At 58.2% G+C, this 17971-nt stretch carries 16 protein-coding genes; 3 read left to right on the plus strand and 13 right to left on the minus strand.

All coding sequences use genetic code 11. The annotated features are described in order from the left end of the window. Positions 1–1350, plus strand: a complete 1350-nt coding sequence (locus XH92_RS35750) for a hypothetical protein (RefSeq protein WP_194456304.1) — start codon at positions 1–3, stop codon at positions 1348–1350. Positions 1351–1619: 269 nt separating this feature from the next. On the opposite strand, the gene XH92_RS35755 is transcribed toward XH92_RS35750, so the two are convergent. The 5 genes from XH92_RS35755 to XH92_RS35775 all read right to left on the minus strand — a co-directional run bounded on the left by XH92_RS35755 (position 1620) and on the right by XH92_RS35775 (position 5875). Then, positions 1620–2648: a hypothetical protein gene (locus XH92_RS35755; protein ID WP_194456305.1), complete on the minus strand. Its 1029-nt coding sequence runs from the start codon at positions 2646–2648 to the stop codon at positions 1620–1622. A gap of 449 nt (positions 2649–3097) precedes the next feature. Then, positions 3098–3496: a transposase gene (locus XH92_RS44045; RefSeq protein WP_371817862.1), complete on the minus strand. Its 399-nt coding sequence runs from the start codon at positions 3494–3496 to the stop codon at positions 3098–3100. A gap of 58 nt (positions 3497–3554) precedes the next feature. After that, on the minus strand, positions 3555–4196 hold the full coding sequence (locus XH92_RS35765) for a transposase (protein WP_194456306.1): 642 nt from the start codon (positions 4194–4196) through the stop codon (positions 3555–3557). Between the two features lie 137 nt (positions 4197–4333). Next, a complete protein-coding gene (locus tag XH92_RS35770; RefSeq protein ID WP_194456307.1) occupies positions 4334–5560 on the minus strand; it encodes an HNH endonuclease in 1227 nt (408 codons plus the stop codon). Between the two features lie 51 nt (positions 5561–5611). Next, the gene (locus XH92_RS35775) at positions 5612–5875 is read right to left on the minus strand and encodes a hypothetical protein (RefSeq protein ID WP_194456308.1); all 264 of its coding nucleotides are present in this window, start codon (positions 5873–5875) and stop codon (positions 5612–5614) included. A gap of 22 nt (positions 5876–5897) precedes the next feature. Between XH92_RS35775 and XH92_RS35780 the strand changes: the two genes are divergently transcribed. Next, on the plus strand, positions 5898–6119 hold the full coding sequence (locus XH92_RS35780; RefSeq protein ID WP_194456309.1) for a hypothetical protein: 222 nt from the start codon (positions 5898–5900) through the stop codon (positions 6117–6119). A 372-nt stretch (positions 6120–6491) separates the two neighbouring features. Here XH92_RS35780 and XH92_RS35785 read toward each other — a convergent pair whose 3' ends face one another. From XH92_RS35785 to XH92_RS35820, 8 genes are all read right to left on the minus strand, one after another. After that, positions 6492–6842, minus strand: coding sequence for a hypothetical protein (locus XH92_RS35785; RefSeq protein WP_194456310.1), 351 nt, complete (start codon positions 6840–6842; stop codon positions 6492–6494). A gap of 14 nt (positions 6843–6856) precedes the next feature. After that, complete coding sequence (locus XH92_RS35790) at positions 6857–7870, minus strand: hypothetical protein (RefSeq protein ID WP_194456311.1); 1014 nt, start codon at positions 7868–7870, stop codon at positions 6857–6859. Between the two features lie 35 nt (positions 7871–7905). Beyond that, on the minus strand, positions 7906–8589 hold the full coding sequence (locus XH92_RS35795; RefSeq protein WP_194456312.1) for a M48 family metalloprotease: 684 nt from the start codon (positions 8587–8589) through the stop codon (positions 7906–7908). A 260-nt stretch (positions 8590–8849) separates the two neighbouring features. After that, positions 8850–9260 carry a hypothetical protein gene (locus XH92_RS35800; protein WP_194456313.1) on the minus strand — a complete coding sequence of 137 codons (411 nt, stop codon included), beginning with the start codon at positions 9258–9260 and terminating at the stop codon, positions 8850–8852. Positions 9261–9270: 10 nt separating this feature from the next. Beyond that, positions 9271–9894, minus strand: a complete 624-nt coding sequence (locus XH92_RS35805; protein ID WP_194456314.1) for a hypothetical protein — start codon at positions 9892–9894, stop codon at positions 9271–9273. 15 nt (positions 9895–9909) lie between these two features. After that, positions 9910–11016, minus strand: coding sequence for a CHAT domain-containing protein (locus XH92_RS35810; RefSeq protein WP_246788615.1), 1107 nt, complete (start codon positions 11014–11016; stop codon positions 9910–9912). A 15-nt stretch (positions 11017–11031) separates the two neighbouring features. After that, the gene (locus XH92_RS35815; protein ID WP_194456316.1) at positions 11032–11520 is read right to left on the minus strand and encodes a hypothetical protein; all 489 of its coding nucleotides are present in this window, start codon (positions 11518–11520) and stop codon (positions 11032–11034) included. Positions 11521–11922: 402 nt separating this feature from the next. After that, complete coding sequence (locus XH92_RS35820) at positions 11923–13914, minus strand: AAA family ATPase (protein ID WP_194456317.1); 1992 nt, start codon at positions 13912–13914, stop codon at positions 11923–11925. A 201-nt stretch (positions 13915–14115) separates the two neighbouring features. Between XH92_RS35820 and XH92_RS35825 the strand changes: the two genes are divergently transcribed. Continuing rightward, positions 14116–17907: a hypothetical protein gene (locus tag XH92_RS35825; protein ID WP_194456318.1), complete on the plus strand. Its 3792-nt coding sequence runs from the start codon at positions 14116–14118 to the stop codon at positions 17905–17907. Positions 17908–17971 lie beyond the last annotated feature (64 nt).

The raw sequence follows: 17971 nt of genomic DNA on the forward strand, positions 1-17971 counted from the left end.
ATGGACTCATCGACTGACGATCGCACTGATACTCTCACGACGGGTCATATTACCGTGCCAACCAGATTTCCGAAGCGTTCGGGCTTCTTCAATAGAAACAAGCTTTCCCTCGGCCTCATCGTAGCTTTTGCGGCCTTCCTGCTCGCTCCCCTTTACTTCAACCTGGCGGAGCCGGCCGCGGGACGGCCACAAAACAAATGCAACGCGGATCAGGACGATCCCCAGGACGATCCACGAATAATCGAGCGCCCCAACGATGACATCAAGGTCATCCGGCTCACCAATTCGGGAGAGTTCGCTGACCGATGCGAGTTAACAAACGCCCTCTACGAACTGAACTGGGACCGTCCCCGGCCAAAGTCTTCATTCGGCGTACGATTTGATCCAAATGCCCCGAGGTTGCCGAAGCTCGCCGTCCTTTACATCCACGGCTGGAAGCATAATGCCGACGCGGCCGACTCCGACCTGCAGCATTTCACCGAGTTGATCCAGACTTTGCGCAAAACGCACGCCGGCAAGCGTTACGTCGTCGGCATCTATGTTGGCTGGAATGCCGATGCACCGCTCTGGGGGCCACTCGAGAACATCACATTCTGGGTCAAGAAGAACAATGCGGACCGCATTGCGCAAAGTGCAAATGTCACGTTCATCTTCAGCGCGATAGGTTCGATCGTTAAAGCGGATCCCCATCAGCAGGATCAATTCATCGCCATCGGGCACAGTTTCGGAGCGCGCGTTCTGTTCTCAGCTACGGCCCAACCGCTGGTGACCGCCGTGGAAGAAGCCCATCCTGGATTTCCAGGCGGCCAATACAAACTGGTTCAGGGATTGGCGGACGCAGTCATCCTGCTGAATCCCGCTTTTGAGGCGGCTCGGTACTCGACCATCAACAGCTTCACCCGTAACCGGGAGACGTTCTCCCCCACACAGGCGCCACTGGTGATCACCATCTCATCTACCGGGGACTGGGCAACGAAGGCAGCTTTCCCGGTCGGGCAATGGCTCGGCCTCGCGCGCACCTCCCGCGAGCTCCACACGCTCGGTAACTATGCGGCATTCCGCACCCACTTGCTGGAGAAGGGAAAGTGTAGCGGTCCCACCGACGAGCCGATCACGGAGAGCTTTGCCGGGGCAGATCTTTGCCTTAGCCGCCTTACCGAGCCGCCCTCGGATGAGGTCGACAATTACGACCAGGAGTTTCGTGCTCATAACCCCTTTATTGTTGCCCAGACTACGCCAGACATCATCCGCGACCATAATGACATTTGGAACAGCACCTTCAGGGGGTGGCTGGCCGAGCTGATCAATGCACTCCAGCGGCTTCATGCCGCAGAAAGTGGAAAGTCGTAACACCGACATGACGCGTTGCAAGCGACCGGGCTCGACGCGCTGCGCGCGCCGGGCCAATGTTCCAGCCTGCGGTGACGATCCCTTCTGTAATCCGAGTTGAAAGGTCAAGCCCCTTTTTTTCCAGGGGCGGTATGTCCGGTTTCAGGGTAGAAGCGGCCGACCCAAGATCGAGTGCGGCGGCCTCACTTTGACCCATAGCGGAAATCAAGCCGTCGATGAAGATTGGCTCAAAGCACCTGTAGCCCAAGCCGGACGTTGAGCAACCGATGTTAGCGCGAGATGCGCGTAAGCACCTCGTCCAATCTTTGGATAAGGAGATTGCAAGGGTCATCACCAACATCATAACCCCGTAAAAGAGTACATAGTTCTTTCAAGTCGATACAAAGAATTAACTTTCCTTGCTCGCGCAGAGCTCCGTTCATCGCCTTCTCCGCACTCTGACTAAACCCGCTTCTCGCGACGATTACTGCGACTGACCGCAAAGCTGATGTGAATAAATATTTCTCGGTCGAATAGACTTCGCTTTGCGTTATTGCCCCGGGATAGTTTTTAAATTCAAAAATGACATAGCGCGACCGGAAATCATGGGCCAAGTTCACCCAGAACGGCGAAATTGGGACAAGGCGAGCCACGAGGTCAATACGCTGAAATCCACCGTCAACCCGTGCCTGAGGCGTCCAAGCCGCAAAGTCACTTCCATACAAGAGCGTCAACGCCTGCTCACAAAGAACCTCAAAGTTCTTCGCGGCGGTTTTATTTCGCCCCGTCGAACTAGCTTGCAGCTTTTCAGCTAACTCCGCGCCACGTCTCGGAGTTACAATAATCTCCTCGACAAGCTCCGCGATCGCAGCCGATGGAGTCGTCTGCTCATCCATTCGCATGTGTTTAAGTAATTCATTCAGCGACAGGATTGCGCCATTCCCAGCCCTTTTCGCTCTCTCGGTTAGGTCAACACGATCCCAGACCGCAATTTTCTCCAAACCAGTAACTCGTGCCTTTTGCCGTTCCGAAAGAATTGACGTAATCACCAAAATACCATAGGCCGCGCCATATCGTTTCACATCTTGCTGCAGACCATCGACTGCGTGCTCAAGAAGCGTGAAACTGGTTCGCTCCGATCTATATAGTTTCAATGAGAAGACTGTTATCGCTTTGGTTCTTAATGCTCGTGCGATGAGATCTGGGAAGACCCGCTCATCGCGAGAGACGATTTCATATTTCTCCGCGGTTAAAATACCTTCCAACAGCCTCGCAAACCTTTGCTCTAGGTCAAAAATTATCCGAGAGCTCTCGATCATTGCAGGCGGCCCTCATGAAAGGCTCGGCATATCTCCATCATTCATTCTCCAACTTCCCCACCGGCAAAGAGATTGCATGGGTAAGCTAAAGGTGCACATGGGCGACGGCAAGTGTGTTGCCACAGGTTCTACCGTTGATTGTTCATAGTGGAGTAGGTCTGGATTTGGCACTTTTCGGACCTCCGCTTTAGTCCTCCAAATGTCTGCTATTGGGGCAAACTGGAAAATGATTTTTCGGCCAGCCCTTCGGGCAGTCACGCTCTAGTCTCGGGCATAGATCCGCGACCGAAGCCACCGCTTGCCGGTATCTCCGCCCATTCGGGTAACGATCGTTGCCGCATCATGCGGCTATCGTTCCGCGATCCACCGCTGCCTGGCCCGCGCTTCTGTCCGGAGTCAGCCCTGCGGCATGCTCCATGATGGGGTCCGGCGAGTTGGGTCGTCCAAGCTCACAGCGCGTGCTTGAGTACCGCACAGGGATCGAAACGGACTGACCCTACCCACGTCCTCGGCAGAGCAGATCGATACGCCGGGACGATTCTTATGTGGGTTGGGTCACAGGTGGCTTTCCGAAGCGGAAGTCCGTTTCCTCGACCCACATCCGATGCATGCATAATCGCGAGTTTGCGGGCGACTGCCACGCACGCTTTTCTGGACCCGATACGTTTGGCGAGCTTGACGCCCCAGGCCCAAAGTGTCGACCACCTTTTTGAAATCCGCATGTGCGAGTTCGCGGCTTCATAGAGCGCATGCCGCATCAGCTTGTCACCGCATTTGCCGATATTGCCTGATCGATCAATCTCACCCGACTGATAGACGCGAGGGGTCAATCCCAGATGCGCCGCCACGGCCTTGGAATCCTTGAACCGGTTTGGATCGTCTATCGTCGCTTTGAAAGATAGGTCACTAGACTAGCGGTCCAACGCCGGATACGGTCATCAACCGCTTGCAAACATAATCCTTGCGAGCCACTTGCGAAAGCTGCCGATCCATGAGGGCTTTGTGCTTAAGCATCATGTTGCGCGCTTCAAGCAGTGGCCCGATGGCCATACGAAAGTCTGGTGCATCGGCGAGCAGAGTTTCGACCCTCGCCGCAAATCCACTCCGATGCACTGCACCAAGCTTTAATTCATGCACCTTCATCAGCCCCCGGATTGTGTCTTCGATCGCCAGCATATGATCAACGAACCTCTTGCGCGCGATCAGGGTTGTTCGAAGAAGCTGTGACGCTCTGCTCTTCGCATGCACCGATCGATAGTGTCCGAGCCGCATCATCTCAGCGATGCCACGCGCATCGCTGCGGTCGGTCTTGTTGGGACGAGAAGACAAGAAGCGCTGTGCATGCCGGGTCTCAATGCAGACGATCTGAAACCTGCTCTCAACCAATGCGCCGTAAAGCCATTCGGAAAGCGGACAAGCCTCGATTCCGACGAGAGCGATTTTATCTCGCCAAGGCGAAAGCACCTTTACCAACGGGACCGGCTCACTTTCGGCTTTGCCTTCCCATACCGACGAGCCATCCGCCTCGACGACACAGATTGACGTCATTCTTAGTGAAACATCCAGTCCGACATACAGGCCATCGCTTGTCTCCTTTGCTGGGTCGAATCAGTCCCAGCACAAGATTAGCGAGTGGCCGAGATCGGATTACCCCAGCTCGCGCAGATCGCACAGCCCTTGCCGTATCAATCCTTCGCGTCGCCGCCGCTAGACGGCGGATCTTCTTTCGGCGCGGCCGCTTGCTTCCGGTATCGGCGCATCAGCTCAGCCAACGTGGCCTTTTCCTCGAAAGGCAGGCCGAGCCGGTGCATGGCAACTCGGAGGCCCAACTCTCCGCCGATCTTGTGCGCCAGTGCGGCCGAGACAGGGCCCCCCTGCTTCAACCCATTCTTCTCCAGGACATCGACCATCATACGCTCGAATTCATCGGGCGTTTTGGACGCGGCGTAGCGCGCGTGGAATCGCGCGAGGCGGCCCCTGACGTCTTCGAGGTTATATTCCGGGGCAGACAGCCACTCGAATGGCAACTCAAAATTACTTCCCTTCGACCATACCTCCGGCGCCTCCGGATTCGACACCAGCGTCATTCTGCGGTCGGGCGCGCCTCCCATCTCAGCGAGCACAACGCGGAAGGCGATCAGATTGTAGAGTGTGAAGTGGCCGATGACGCAGCCCGTTGCATCGCTCTGTACGTGGATCAGATTGAACAGAGGTCCGTAGGCCGCTCTGATCTCATCGACGATCGGGATCGGACGTGTGTCGAGCATCGTCCTTGACCGACAGAAAGCTTCGCCGCCTACCATCACGAAATCTCGCGCTGCGCAGTAGGGTTCGCCGCTCACTTCATCGTTTCCGACCACGGTTGCCCAAAGCACCAGGCAGGACTTCATGGCTGAACGAAAGGCATCGATGCCGCCGAACGATAATCGGAACGGAATCGTGTTGGGACGTTGCTCGATCATCGAGGCGGGCGAGGCCAGCAGCTGCTTGCGAAATTCTTCCACTGGCATCTTGATTGACGCCGCAATGTGCGGAATCAACTTCTCGATCTCTTCAATCGATCGCGCGTGAATGTCGACGACGAAAGTGCCGTCTGGATTCTCTTTCACTGTAAACGGTTTGCTGACAAGATCGATCTTGCCATCGCCACCGAGATTGAGGATCTGCTCGCCAGCCTTCACGTTCTTGAGCGCAGGTGCCGTGCGCCCGCTCCCGGACCTGAACTGCAACAGATTGCGAATTTCCGGCAACTGATCTGCGAAGGCCTTGTCGATGCCGTTCCCAAACAGGTTGTTGCAGGCTGAACAGTCGACGGTCCTGGTCGTCATCCGCCCGCCCACCGCGTCGAGCAGAATATGTTCCGGCTTCGTATCGGGACCGAGGGGTTCGCCGCAGAATATGCAGGAAGGCATTCGCATTCTTTCGTTAAGGCAATCGCCTCTCATATAGGCACCTATCGCAAATTAGCTACCGCCGACTTGAATCAAACGAACCGCAACGCTCGCCACCTTGGCGTGCCTATCGAAGGCGGCTCCATGCGCGAGGCCGACGAGCCGCCGGCTGCTGTTCACGCCGCGAGCAAGATAGCCGGTGACGGGGACAACGACCACGCAGGTGCTGCCCGCCCCCAACGACTGTTCACCCAGCTGACCGCGCAGCGGGCGGTTGCGTTGCGCGAGGCGGTCGCCACTACCAGGCCCGACGTTGCCTTCGTGGCGGTGGTCCATGTCTCGGCTAGGTCGTCCTTCTATGTTGTGCAGCGTTGTTTTGTGTCTGGATATCAACACCTGGCGCCAGTATCTTTCGGGCTTTGCATACGGTATCGACGACAGCCCGAAGGTTAGGCGCCATGGCAGCCTGCCAAGCCGCACTTGCGGCGCTGTCGTCCCCGATGTGATGGACTTGTTGGATGTGTTGTGGCTGCTGACCCGCGACCACTTGAACGACCCGCTGGCGATTGCGCGGCGCTGACGATCGATAGCCTCGTCCGGAAAGCTGGAAGTCGTCGCCAGCCCTGCAACACGCCGAGCGCTCGCCCTGGCGGTCTCGCTGGATATGACGCAGCACTGGGTACCCACCAGGGCCACCTACCTCGGACAAGTCGCCAAGGCGGTGATCATGGACGCCGTCCGCGACGGCGTATCGCCGCGGGCGGCGGACAACATCGTCAACCTGAAGAAGCCCGCGATGGCCGAGGCTGCCGAGCGGCGCTCGCCGAGAGCTAGCTACCGAACGTGCTGCGATTGCCGATCAGCTGCGGACGAACGGCGCGGTCAGACGTCCATACGGACAAATTTGCCGGGCCGTTTTGCGCCCGTCGCTTTGTTCTCTGGCGGCGCCAACCTATCCCGGAATGTAAACGCAGCCGGGATCATCGGGCGGGCAATCACAGTCACTGATCGTCTCGGCCAGATCGGAGAGCTCGGGCTTCTTCTTCACAAAATTCTTGATCGCGGTCAGGCTCTTTCGGCTGACCTTGACGAATTGTCCGGAATCCTCGAGGTGAGCGTTGAGCTCATCACCCAGACCCGCATTGTGGACCGCCGCCATGATTTTTCCCAAGCCGTGGACACCGAAATCGACGTGGGTGCCGCCTGGCCGGGCGGGCTTCGGCGCAGCGGCCTTGTTGGTGACTTTTCGCGCTCTCCGGGTTGGCGATGCTTTGCCCGTTTTCGCTTTCTTAGCTTTTGCCATATCTAGGCTCCCCCTCAAATTGCCGGTTTGAAAATCTTCAGTGCTAGAAACTGCTGAACCGCCATTGCCGCGCCCAGTTCAGCCCTCCCGCCTGACGCGGTGATAAGCGATCCCTCATAGATCGGGCCTCGCGCCGCATCGAGCAGCTTGGCCTCGCCCTTATCCAGATAAAGCCCTACCGTGAGTTGGTGGGTATCCTTGCGCGACGCGGTCACCGGAAAGCTCACGTTGGTGGCCTGCAAATTCGGGCCCGTCGGCGCAAAGACGATCGTGGGCGTAGCGCCCCCACCGATGGTTGTCGTGAACTGGAGCTGCTGCACCATGCTCGGCGGCCCTTTCTTGACCGTCGTTACGTCCTTGTTGAGCTCGTCGAGGTTCTCGAAAAGGCTCATCAAGGTGAACTCCTTGATCAGTTTCGCGATGCCGACCTTGCCCGCGATCGGATAGGCATAGTCTTCGGTTCGCGCCAAGTGGTTCTCGCAGTAGCTCTCACTGGTCTTCTGAACGAGGTTTCCGAAGTTGTCGGTGATCGTGAACGACCATTCGTTTTGCCTCTGCCGATCGAAATTGCCCGAGAGGCCAAGGGTCACCAGTGACGTGATCGGCGTCGGCCTGATAAGGTTCGCCGTCGGATCGACATTGTTCGTTTCCAGGCCGGTCAGATCGTAGTAGTAGGCGATGCCGGTGCCGTAGAGGAGTTTGGTCACCGTGCGGGCAAAACCGGTCACCTGCGACGGATCAAAGGCCCTTATCGACTCGGGATCGTCGCGATAGGCCTGTTTCAGTGCATTGCCGATGGCAAAGGAATAGTCGTCGAGTTTCTTCTTATTCCGGTTGTTGTCGGGGCTCGCCAGATAGCCGATCAAAGCCTCGATGACGGCATGCCGCGTCTCACAGCGGACCTGGCGTGCAATATTCGACGCTGAGATGTGCGCAACGTCATCCGTGACGGGCGCGATGGCGCATCCGCCCAATACAAATACTGCACTAACTAAAGCAAGGTGACTGCCTTTCGCAAACGTTCGCATTATGTTTTTCCCCATAAGACATCATCGAAAACTCGTCACTCCTGAACAAGCGCCTGCCTCGAATCAGAGCTAAAGAACTCGACCACGTGGCGCTGGATCGATCCTCTGGCAGGGAAGCCGCAGGCTGAATGTGACGTTCTGCAAAACTTCAATCCGGTCCGCAACGGGTGGATGGGTCGAAGACCAATCGCTGCGGTATGGCTGAGGGACGCGCCCGACGACCCGGCGCGTCCAAGTCCTTTGGATTTGGGCGGATCATCAACCTTGCATAGGCGAGCTTGGAACGGCGGAGGCTCAACGGGGTCGCCGTCAAGCCCGCGCCGCGTTTCAATCACGGACTCGCGTCCCAGCAAGGCGGCGGCCGCCGCATCCGCCCAGAATTCCCGCTTACGGGGCTGCTTCAGGACGGGGAGCTCGGCAGCCCAGCTGACGGTCCAGCGCGTGAAGGCAAGCGCCCGCTCGAAGAGCATGTACCGGGTCAGCGCGTCCTTGAATGACCACGCGTACTGTGTGCGCCGGATGTCATTGTTGGCGATATGGGCGACCTCGTGGGCCGCGATGGCCATGAGCTTCCGACTGATCGCCTGCTCGACATAATCCTGGCTGAAGCTGACGATCGCCTTCCAACGCCGCGATCCTTCCGCGAGCGCGTTCATGTCCTGGTCGCGGTAATTGCCAACCTTGGGCATCGCCAACAGCTGAAGCTCCTGTGCCAGCATGTGCACCATCCGTATGATCGACATTGCTCCCGGTGCGCAACAGAGCCGTCAGCAGAGGCGCTGAGGAACGGCGAAAATGGCGAGGTCGCCAACCTAACTGCTGTTGGATGTCGCTTTCCCAGCTTCGTGACTGCAAATCGCGCCCCCGCGGGAGGCCTCGATGCAATTACACAGATAGTTAAACAAGGCCGCCTCCAAAGAAGAAAGATAAACAAATTCAATCGGCTTACCTAAATATGGAAGGGCTCTCTTTTCTCGTCTCACTCGACACTAACGGCCAACTTCAACGGCAGCCCTGCCGTGGCAACCGTCCACCGGTGGTGTCCGGCTTTCTTCCATTTCACAGCCGTGCAATGAATGCGTTCATGCCCCGTGGAAGCGCCATTCGCCTGGATTCCTTTCTCGTCCCGGTCGTTCTCGCCGTCCGCCAGCGCTCGAACGTTGGCGGTCCAGCTGCTTGTCGCGCCGTCAAACGATAACCGGCGCTGTCCCTGCGGCAACTCGACGTCGACATCAACGTCGAAAGAAACCGTGCTCCAGTTTTCGACCTCCACGAGGTGGCGGGACGAACCGGAATTCGATCCGATGTAGACGTGCGACACTTCGTTGCCATTTGCGTCCACGATGAGCGACCGGACGACAAGCTTGCCATACTGTTCCTGGGTGGCCATCCTGACCTCACTATGCAGCCATGATCTTGGCTTGCGGCCTCGGCAATAGATATTCGTGCAGCGAGCGCAATGCGATGCGGATTGCGCCTATATCAAACTCAGCTTGATGCGATTGCGCGATAAGGGTTGAGAGTTCGTCCTGCAGCGTCAAGAGCCGCGATAGAGGCAAATTGACGCCGACGTTCTCGTCCTCGTCCGGCTTGTCTTCGCCCATTCCGGCTAAAGGCAATCGGGTCTCTAACGCGGCCCACACGATGACACGCTCCGTGACCTCCGGTGATGTCGGAAGCCTCTGCTGCGGCGTTGCCGAGCACTCGTACCTCACGAGTTTCGTCTCCGGCTCCGCGCCAGCCTGAAGCCAGGACTGCCCCTCGTAAATGTTCTTAAGCCCCTTCCTGAACTCTCGACCGACCAGGGACATCGTGCCTTCGCCGTGAACGTCGAGTTGTTCAGCCACCTTCGCGCAGAAAGACACCAGTGAATGATGCAGCGGCAGCCCCACCCACATGACCGTGATCTGACCATATTGATCGACTTTGTCGGATGCCGAGTGAGCTCCCAGGAGGGGCTCGCCATTTTCACTGAGCTGGAGCCAAAGCCCTGATTCTCTGGAATCCGCGAAAATATCGACCATCTTCTGCTTTCCTGACTATACCGAAGGCTCAATCGGAGGGTCCGAGCCGCGGTCTCCCGGTGCAATTTCCTGTCCTGCAGTGCGAACAGCGCCTCGTTCGGCTTCTCTTCGCTGCCGGATCTGACGGCCGGCAAGATAGTCAAGCTGCCCACGATCCTCGTTTCGCAATGCGGTGATAGCGGCTGCAATATCGGCAGGAACACATTTATCCGGTCCCAGAAGGTATCGCGTTTCGATCGCGTCGCCGAGCGACGATGCAACAGAAAACGTGTGGCCGTCGCCAGTCACTCCAACAGCAAAGACCCGAAAATCGCCGATGACCGACCACGACTTGCTCTCATCGGCCCACATGACGCTCCGAACCGGCGTGCCGCGCGCGACGATACACAAATCGCTTTCGAGGTTTTCCTTTTCGCCAACAAACCTTTGCTCGTCGGTGAAAAAGATGATCTGCACCGTATTGGCGGGGCACCCGACCATGCCAAAACTGATCGGGAACTCTCCGCTCGTCGAGCTGGGATCTCCCCCTCGGAAGTCCGCGATGAGCCTTGGCACGCGATGCAGCACCTCTTTATTCGGATCGACACCCGCACGCGCGTGGATTTCGGAGCTTGACTGCTGATCTTGCAGCATTTCAATCATGTGTTTGACGACCTGAAATGCTTGTCCGACCGATGAGCCAGACAAAATCCGCTCATAGAACGCGACCGCGCCGGCGCGAGCCGCCCGGTTTGTTATAGGGGCAGTCGTACCAATGGCCATGCTGACGCTTCGCGTGAGTTGCCGCGCGATCACCTCCGAGTCACAAGCGTTCAAGTAGATCAATCGAGGCGGATATGACGGCGGCAAAAAAGCATCAAGAGCCTCTGCACTCAGCGCAACCTTCTTGCCTGCCTCGTTGCTGAGCGAGAGCTGTTCGGCTGAGCCGTGCGCCGAGATGTGCAAGACATCCGGCCGGTGCTTGGCAAGCTCAGCCGGCAGATCCTCAGCGCGAAGACCGGGGAGAAATGTGAACGAAACAGGATCACCAGGCGCTTCCGCGAAGCGCCGCTGCAACTCGGTCACCTCTCGTTCTAGATTAAGCGTTACCCCATCGGACGGGTTTGACGCCACAAACAACACCTTCAAGACTGGCCTCTAAGGTTTGTCTTTCAGTGCTTCTCCCCAGGCGGAGCACACTTCTTTGATCGTCGGCGCGACAATAATCTTGACCAGCAGAGCTGCGACCACGGCTGCGACCGCGGGCGAAAGACCAAACGCAGTCACTAATCCACCCGCTAACAGCGCAATGCCGCCGCCTTCCTTCGAGAAGATTGCGTTCAACATCTGGTCTCTCAATTTGCGATCTTGATCACCCGGAGAGCAGCAGAACTCATGTGCGGCCTGCGAGCATCGGAAGAAAATCCGTTTCCCAAGATCGATGGCCGGACCGCGCTCGAGATCGTCAGGATCGAATTGGGTACGAAAGCGATCGTCCGCAGCACCCATCCCGGCGCCCGGCGTTGACACGCGGGACGCCAACAGCGCGTAGAGGTCGTTCTCGGACTTGTCCACCAAGGAGGCGACTTGGCGCGCCTCACCCTTATGCTGATCGACAAAGGAACGCAGCAGGTCGTCGCTGGACATGGCAAACCTCAAAGTCTTATGCACAATGATCAGAATATGCATTTTAAGGTTGCGACAGGCTACTCGAACAATTCCCTTCGTGCAACGCCGTTTCTGCGCAAAATGCAGTGAAATACTGCGTCTGCCTCGACGATTCTGACCGGCAACTCAAGGCAGAAAAGAGGCGTTAGGCCCATTACTTGGACAACATCTAGCGCGCTTCCTTGAGCGCGCTAGCGAGCGGCTCGGCTCGCAAAGCAAGGCTTCTGGATCGACCATTTGCGGTATCGCGCATGGGCCATACAGCGTTCATGTCCGCGGTCCATGCTCGGTCCGTGGCCATCGGATCGCCGATTCCAAATATCGCTGAACGCTAAGGTCCGAAGGACAGGCAACTTGCCTGTTCGCATTCAGCTCAATGATTCACAGCTCGTATGCCTTAAGCACGGCCATTAACGAGCCGTAGACGACCCTAAGGGTCGCAAGCTCCTGCTCGGACAGCTCTTTCGGATGTGCGTCCTGCCGATTTGCGTTGACATATCCAACAAGAATTTCGACCTGCGCCTTTGTTAGACGTGCATTTCCGACGTTCTTCTCGAGATGAGAAAACGAAGACCAATTCTTGACCAGCGTGTTCAACAGGTCCGGCATAAAGAGATGCTTCTGCAGGATTTCGTCTTTGTCGACACCTTGGAGCTTGGAGCGACGCTCCTCAGGGACCGCGCTTAATACCGGGACAATCCACTTGTCCACGCCGTGATAGGTCATCAAGTTCATCTTGATGAATCTGCGAAGGCTGGGTTCAAAGGTAATCCTGAGCTGTGAAAGCTCAAGAAGGCGATTGTCCCAAGCGACTTGCTCAGTAATCTGAACGACCGTCTCGGACGGAACAGGCGGCGCCGGTCGCGGTTTCAGGAAGTTCGTCAAGAAAGACATCGCAAGGCTCGGCGGCTGCCCGACGACTAGCTCATAGTTCCGCAGGTGCTCAGTGTATTCCGGCACCGCTGCTTCAAATTCACGAAACGCCTCGATATCGCCGTTGGCCAGATGCTGAAGCATCTGGAATTCCTCGGGGTACCAGTCCGCCAAGACGCCGAGAGTGTACCGCGCATAGGTGTTAAGCTGCAGATGCCGCGCCGCTTCGGTTTTCTTGAGATATTCCTCTGTGACCACATATGGGCGGCGCGCAGTCTCGCCGATGGACCGATTCACCAGACTGCACGCCTGCCTGGTCAGCAATGGGTGACCGCCGTACATCGCCTTCAGGTAACCGAAGCACTTCTCTTCGAATTGAAGGCCCATGAAGCGTCCCAAGGTCCGAATCATGTTGCCGATTTCATCGGCCGAGAACATCGGCACGTAACGCTTCTGCGCCATGCTGAAGACCGGATTGTCATGCCCCTGGTATGTGGGAGTCTCGATAACTGTCCCATTGACTCCGCATATGAGGAATGACACGTGTCGTTGCTGATTTTGGATAGCGCGTAGCGTCTTCCACAGTTCAATGAAGTCGCTGTCCCAGTGGGCCCGCATCCGCAGCCGATCGCCAGGGCTTATGTGCTCGATCTCATCAAGCGCAACAATCACTTTTCGCTTCGGGCTTGCCCGATAGCAGCGAGCCAGGACATCGCTGAAGAGCTGTGAGGCGTTCCTTTCGGTAAACGTCTCCTTGATCTGATTTCGCAACAGCTGTTTGGCAATGTGCTCTAGGAGCTCCCACCAGCGCATTTGATAGAGGTTCTGGTCTTCCAAGTCGAAGTAGGCGAGTGTCGCAGCACCCTCAGCTTCAATCAGACGCTTGATTTTGAATAGCAGGGACGTCTTTCCCGCCTTGCGAAGGCCAAATATTCCTACATTGTCCCCTCTCTTGATCGAGTCGAGGATCGACAGCGTGAAGGACTGCCTCCCGAAATAATAGACGTCAGATTTGATCGGCTGAGCGAAGTCGAACAGATCACGCGTAAACAGGTACTTTTGGAACCGAAACAGAAGATCCGTGGTCAACGCTTGGGTCTCGGCATACTCGAACGGAATGATGAGCCGCAACGCCGAGTTATCTGCCAGCAATCCTCTCACCGCCTTCTCGAGCCCCGGCGTACGACTGACCAACACGAAAAGCAGTGGTTCCACGCGACCTTCTGCGGGCGCTTCGGAAAGGATCTGAGTCGCAATGTGCAGGATTCGAGCCTGAAGCGTTGAGTACGGGTGAAAGATCAGCAGTATCTCCCGCTCGAACCCAAACATCTCCGCAACGTGGCGCTTCGGATGAAGAAAGAAAGCGACGACATCGGTGCCGTGAAGCCGGATTTCCCGTCCCCAAGTGACGTCAAAGCTTTTCGCGAAGTTGCTCAGAAATGGAGTCAGGTCAGGACGGCCAGAAAGAACACTTTCAACAACATCTTGCTTAATCGACATCGAACGCCTCTCAGTGGCCACACGGACCGCGCAGCTCATTGCTCGGCGTAGTTGTTTCCGGTAAACCCTTCCCGTGCAACACAATTCCCTCAAACAGACGTTCGCCTTTGGTCGAACAATCCCGGGCCGGACGGCGCAGCTAGCACCTGCTCCCGGCCGTGAAACCCGCAGCGGTGCACTGCGGAGCAGAATCGGACGAAAATGACCGAGCAAGTGAAAGTAGAACTGGACGAACAAGAGCTCCTGACGCTCATCTTGCGCCACTTTAGCTGGAGCAACGCGGACGTCTTCGCTTTCGGAAAGCGCGACAGCATCTCCCGCCTCGGCGAAATCGCGGGCTACATGTACATGATGTCCGACCGGGCCGACAGACCCAGTCCCGTATCCGTCAAAATCGTGTTGCCGCCGGCAGGAGGTCGCGATCCCCATCGTATGTTGCAGGAGGTCCAAGAGGGCGTCCGGCGCGCCTATCGCCGCTTCGAGCAGGACGACGAGATAACGGTCCCGTTCGTGAAGGACACGATCGACAAGCTCGAGGTCGAGCATGCCACTGACTTTGCCTCCTCATCGCTGGCTCAAATCATCGGCAAGGTCGCGCGCCATCAGGCGGTAATTGTCGGTGAAGCGGCTCACTATCGGTCCGAATTGCCGGAATCATCCGCAGGACCACGTTTGCAGGAAGATATCTGGTGTACGCACCTCCACCACACGATGTTGATGGCGGAGCAAGCGGCACGTGCCAGCGGCAGCTACATCCTGCTCGATATCGGTAAGCACCTCCCCTACCGGCCTTCCAACATCGAACTCCTGAGGTCGGCCGGTGACGTCGGCCTGTGCGGACAATCGCATTCCGACGAATTCTCACCGGAAAGCATGCTCGCCATGGTGAACGACGTATACGAGCGCGCGGCGGCGGGTGGCATCGGTCAAGCATTAGCCTTGATCGAGGATAACCACACTGTATCAGCGCTCACCAAGTGGACCATGCGCCTGGTCGCCTTCGAACGCGCGGGCATGCGCGATGAAGTACACCGGATCCTGGAGAGCTCGGCCGACACGATCGCGAGCCTTCGAGGCGGACACCTCCTGCTCGTCGCCCGGGTCGCGGCTGATGTCGATAATGATGATCTGGCTCAGCATCTCATCGAGCGCGCCCTCCCGGACCTCATTGCACCAAACGAACTGGAAGCCGCGCTCCAGATAGCCCGCGACATGCATCGCCACGAATTGGCGGTCAAAACCCGTGAACAGCTAAGAACGCTTCATCCCGGATCCCAGCTGCTGCGGTCCGTCGATGGGCGCGACGCAGCCCAAGAGGGGAACTACGCCAGAGCCGCAGAGTTGCTGGCTGGGTCCGCAGCCCCTAGCGAGCAAGTGGTCGGTGAGGTTTTCCGCGTGCTCGCCGAGGGCACCGCCAGTCCGCGATTTGCCGATCCGGTGGCGCTCGCGCGCGAGCTCGCTGCAGCAATGCCCGACTTTAAGATCGATTTCCAGCGGGAGATCATGCGATCGCTGGAGCGCGCCGGAAGGCGTGATGAGGCCGTGGCGATGCTGTTCGCGAGCGACATCGCCTGGGATCGGAGCAGGTTCCTCATGGCGCGGCCCCTGATAGAGTGCTCGCTGGCATCTGGAAGCCCGGCGATAGGGCCGGCGACAATAATCCAGTTGATCGAACTCGCCGCCAGCTACCTCGCCGATCATCCGGACGATGGTCACGTCAGGACCGGCGTCGCCGACCTACTCGACGTGGAGCGCCTTGGACTCAGCGGTGTTGCGCTGCTGGCGATGGAAGCCATCAAACGCACGGAACGGCAGCCGACCATCTACAAGGACCGTCATTCTGCTGGCAAGCCGCTGGATGACATCACTCAGTTGCCCGGCATCATGAGACGCGTCCTGACGTGGTTAACTGAGAAGGCAGATGGTGTGATCATCGCTGGCCATGACGCGATCCCCGCCGACATACTCGAGGCGGATCCGGACGCGGTTCTGGCCGGCCTTCTCGAGGCGGTTGCTATTCACGCACCCGATGCTCGAGATCCCGCCGATGAGCAGCTGATGCGGCACTTCGTGACTGTCGCTCTCGCCGTTGCGCCTATCGCGAACAATCCCGATGAGGACCTGGAAATCCTCCGCGGCGTAGCCGTACAGGCCGGGGCCAGCGGACGGCCCCAGATGGCTCGTGATCTTGCCGAGCAAGTGCTGGTCAGCGCCGGTGACCGGCCCGGTCGCCGAAGAAAGGCGCTTGCGGCATTTGCCGATATCTACACGAGGGTTGGAAGGATTCGCGAGGCGTTACTGACGTTGATCGCCGCTTCGGATCTGCCTTCCGAGGGCACCTGGCACGAGATCTGGACCGAACAAGGCACCCTGCTTCGGGCACTGCGTGACCTCGGACTTGCAGACGACGCGATCGGCCTCATCGGGCGCCTGCGCGGGATGGTGGCGACCGTGTCCAACGCCGAGGTCTACAATTCGCGGCTCGACACCCTCGAGCTCCATGCTCAGCTGCTCAAGCACCAGAGGCGCAACCCAGACAGATGGCCGCTGTCGCAGCTTCTTCGTGCCGCCGCCGACAACGCCGCGTTGGTACTGAACTCTGGCGATGATGCTCTGCCGATCACCATCATGCTGCGGCAGCTCGTCGACAAATCCCACGCTGAGGGGGCACCGGCCCCCGCCACGACCCTCGATCTCCTCGACCGCCTGATCGCAACTCTCAGTGCGCCACAGCGGGCATTGGTCCAGGCCGCGGCAAGGTTACCCGATGCGTCAGCCATCGCTTCGGTTGCTGGCCCGCTGCAAGCGGCACGATACAATGACGATATCAGCTACGATCTCCGAATGGCCCGCACAATGGGCCGAAGACTGGCCAGGGCGGCGACCGCGTGCGCCGACCCGGCCGCCTTCGCTTATTCGCTTGAACTGCTCGCCGAGCAGGGCGTGCGCATCCGGGACGCGATCGGAGAGGCAAAAGCCGCCCCAAAGATCCTTGACGAGGTGAGTTCCCCGCTGGACGCCGCGATTGCGATCGCCGGCCTTGGACTGCCGGTGGTCGGAATGGTTCTCGACAGTCTTGGCCTCATGGTCATGACAGTGACCGCGGCCGGTCCAAGCTCGTCCCTCGCCGTCGCGCCTACGGTCTTCGATCCCGTGCAGTTCAACGAATGGAGCAAACTCTTTCCCTACGAGTACCGCGAGGTTGAACTCTCTTCCGATAAATTCCGAGCCGCGACCGCGCGGCTCGGCGTGCCCGAACTGCCGGAGCGCGCGGTTCTCATCGCAGGTGATCTCTCCCGCTTGCCGCCAAATGTTCTGACCGTCAACGGCGATCTCGCGGGAGTGACCAAGTCGTTGGCGACAACGCCGTCGCTTGCATGGCTGCAGAGGTCCCTCGCCAGAAACCACCAGGGAAACGGGACTGCGGCAGCGTGGATACCAGTAGCCCAGGACGCATCCTATCTGGACGTCCTCAGCATGATGGTGGGTGAGATCGAAGATGTACTGCGTGATGCAAATATCTCGCTCTCCACCAATCCCGCGCCCGGCGCGCTCGCGTCGGCCGATCTCGCGATTGTAGGTGCCCACGGCGGCCTCGCCGAGACCAATCGGTATTTCAGGGGACTAAGCGATGACCAGCATGAGCCGACTGAGTTACGACAGTTGATTGATGCCTTGCGGGGCAGTCGCGTCGCAATCCTATTCGTCTGCTCCGGCGGCCGGATGGATAAGCATCCGGAGAGCGGTGGAGTGCTTGGCATCGCTCATCGCCTGCTCGACAATGGGCTGGATGCGGTGATTGCTCCCTCGTGGCCGATTCCGTTTACGATGGTTCGCCCCTGGCTCGACGCTTTCCTGAAATCGTGGGTCGGGAGCACACAGATCGTTGATGCGTGCGGCGCCGCAAACCGTGCGGTGGCGGCGGCGACGAGCCATGACCTCTCACGGTCTCTTGCCATGACGTTGTACGGAAATCCGTTCATAACACGCTGACCGCGACCCAGTCCCTGCTCGAGGACTCCTCATCGCGCTGGCGTTTCGCCAAACGACCAGCGGC

This window comes from Bradyrhizobium sp. CCBAU 53421 (assembly GCF_015291625.1).
In the GTDB taxonomy this organism is placed as follows: Bacteria; Pseudomonadota; Alphaproteobacteria; order Rhizobiales; family Xanthobacteraceae; genus Bradyrhizobium.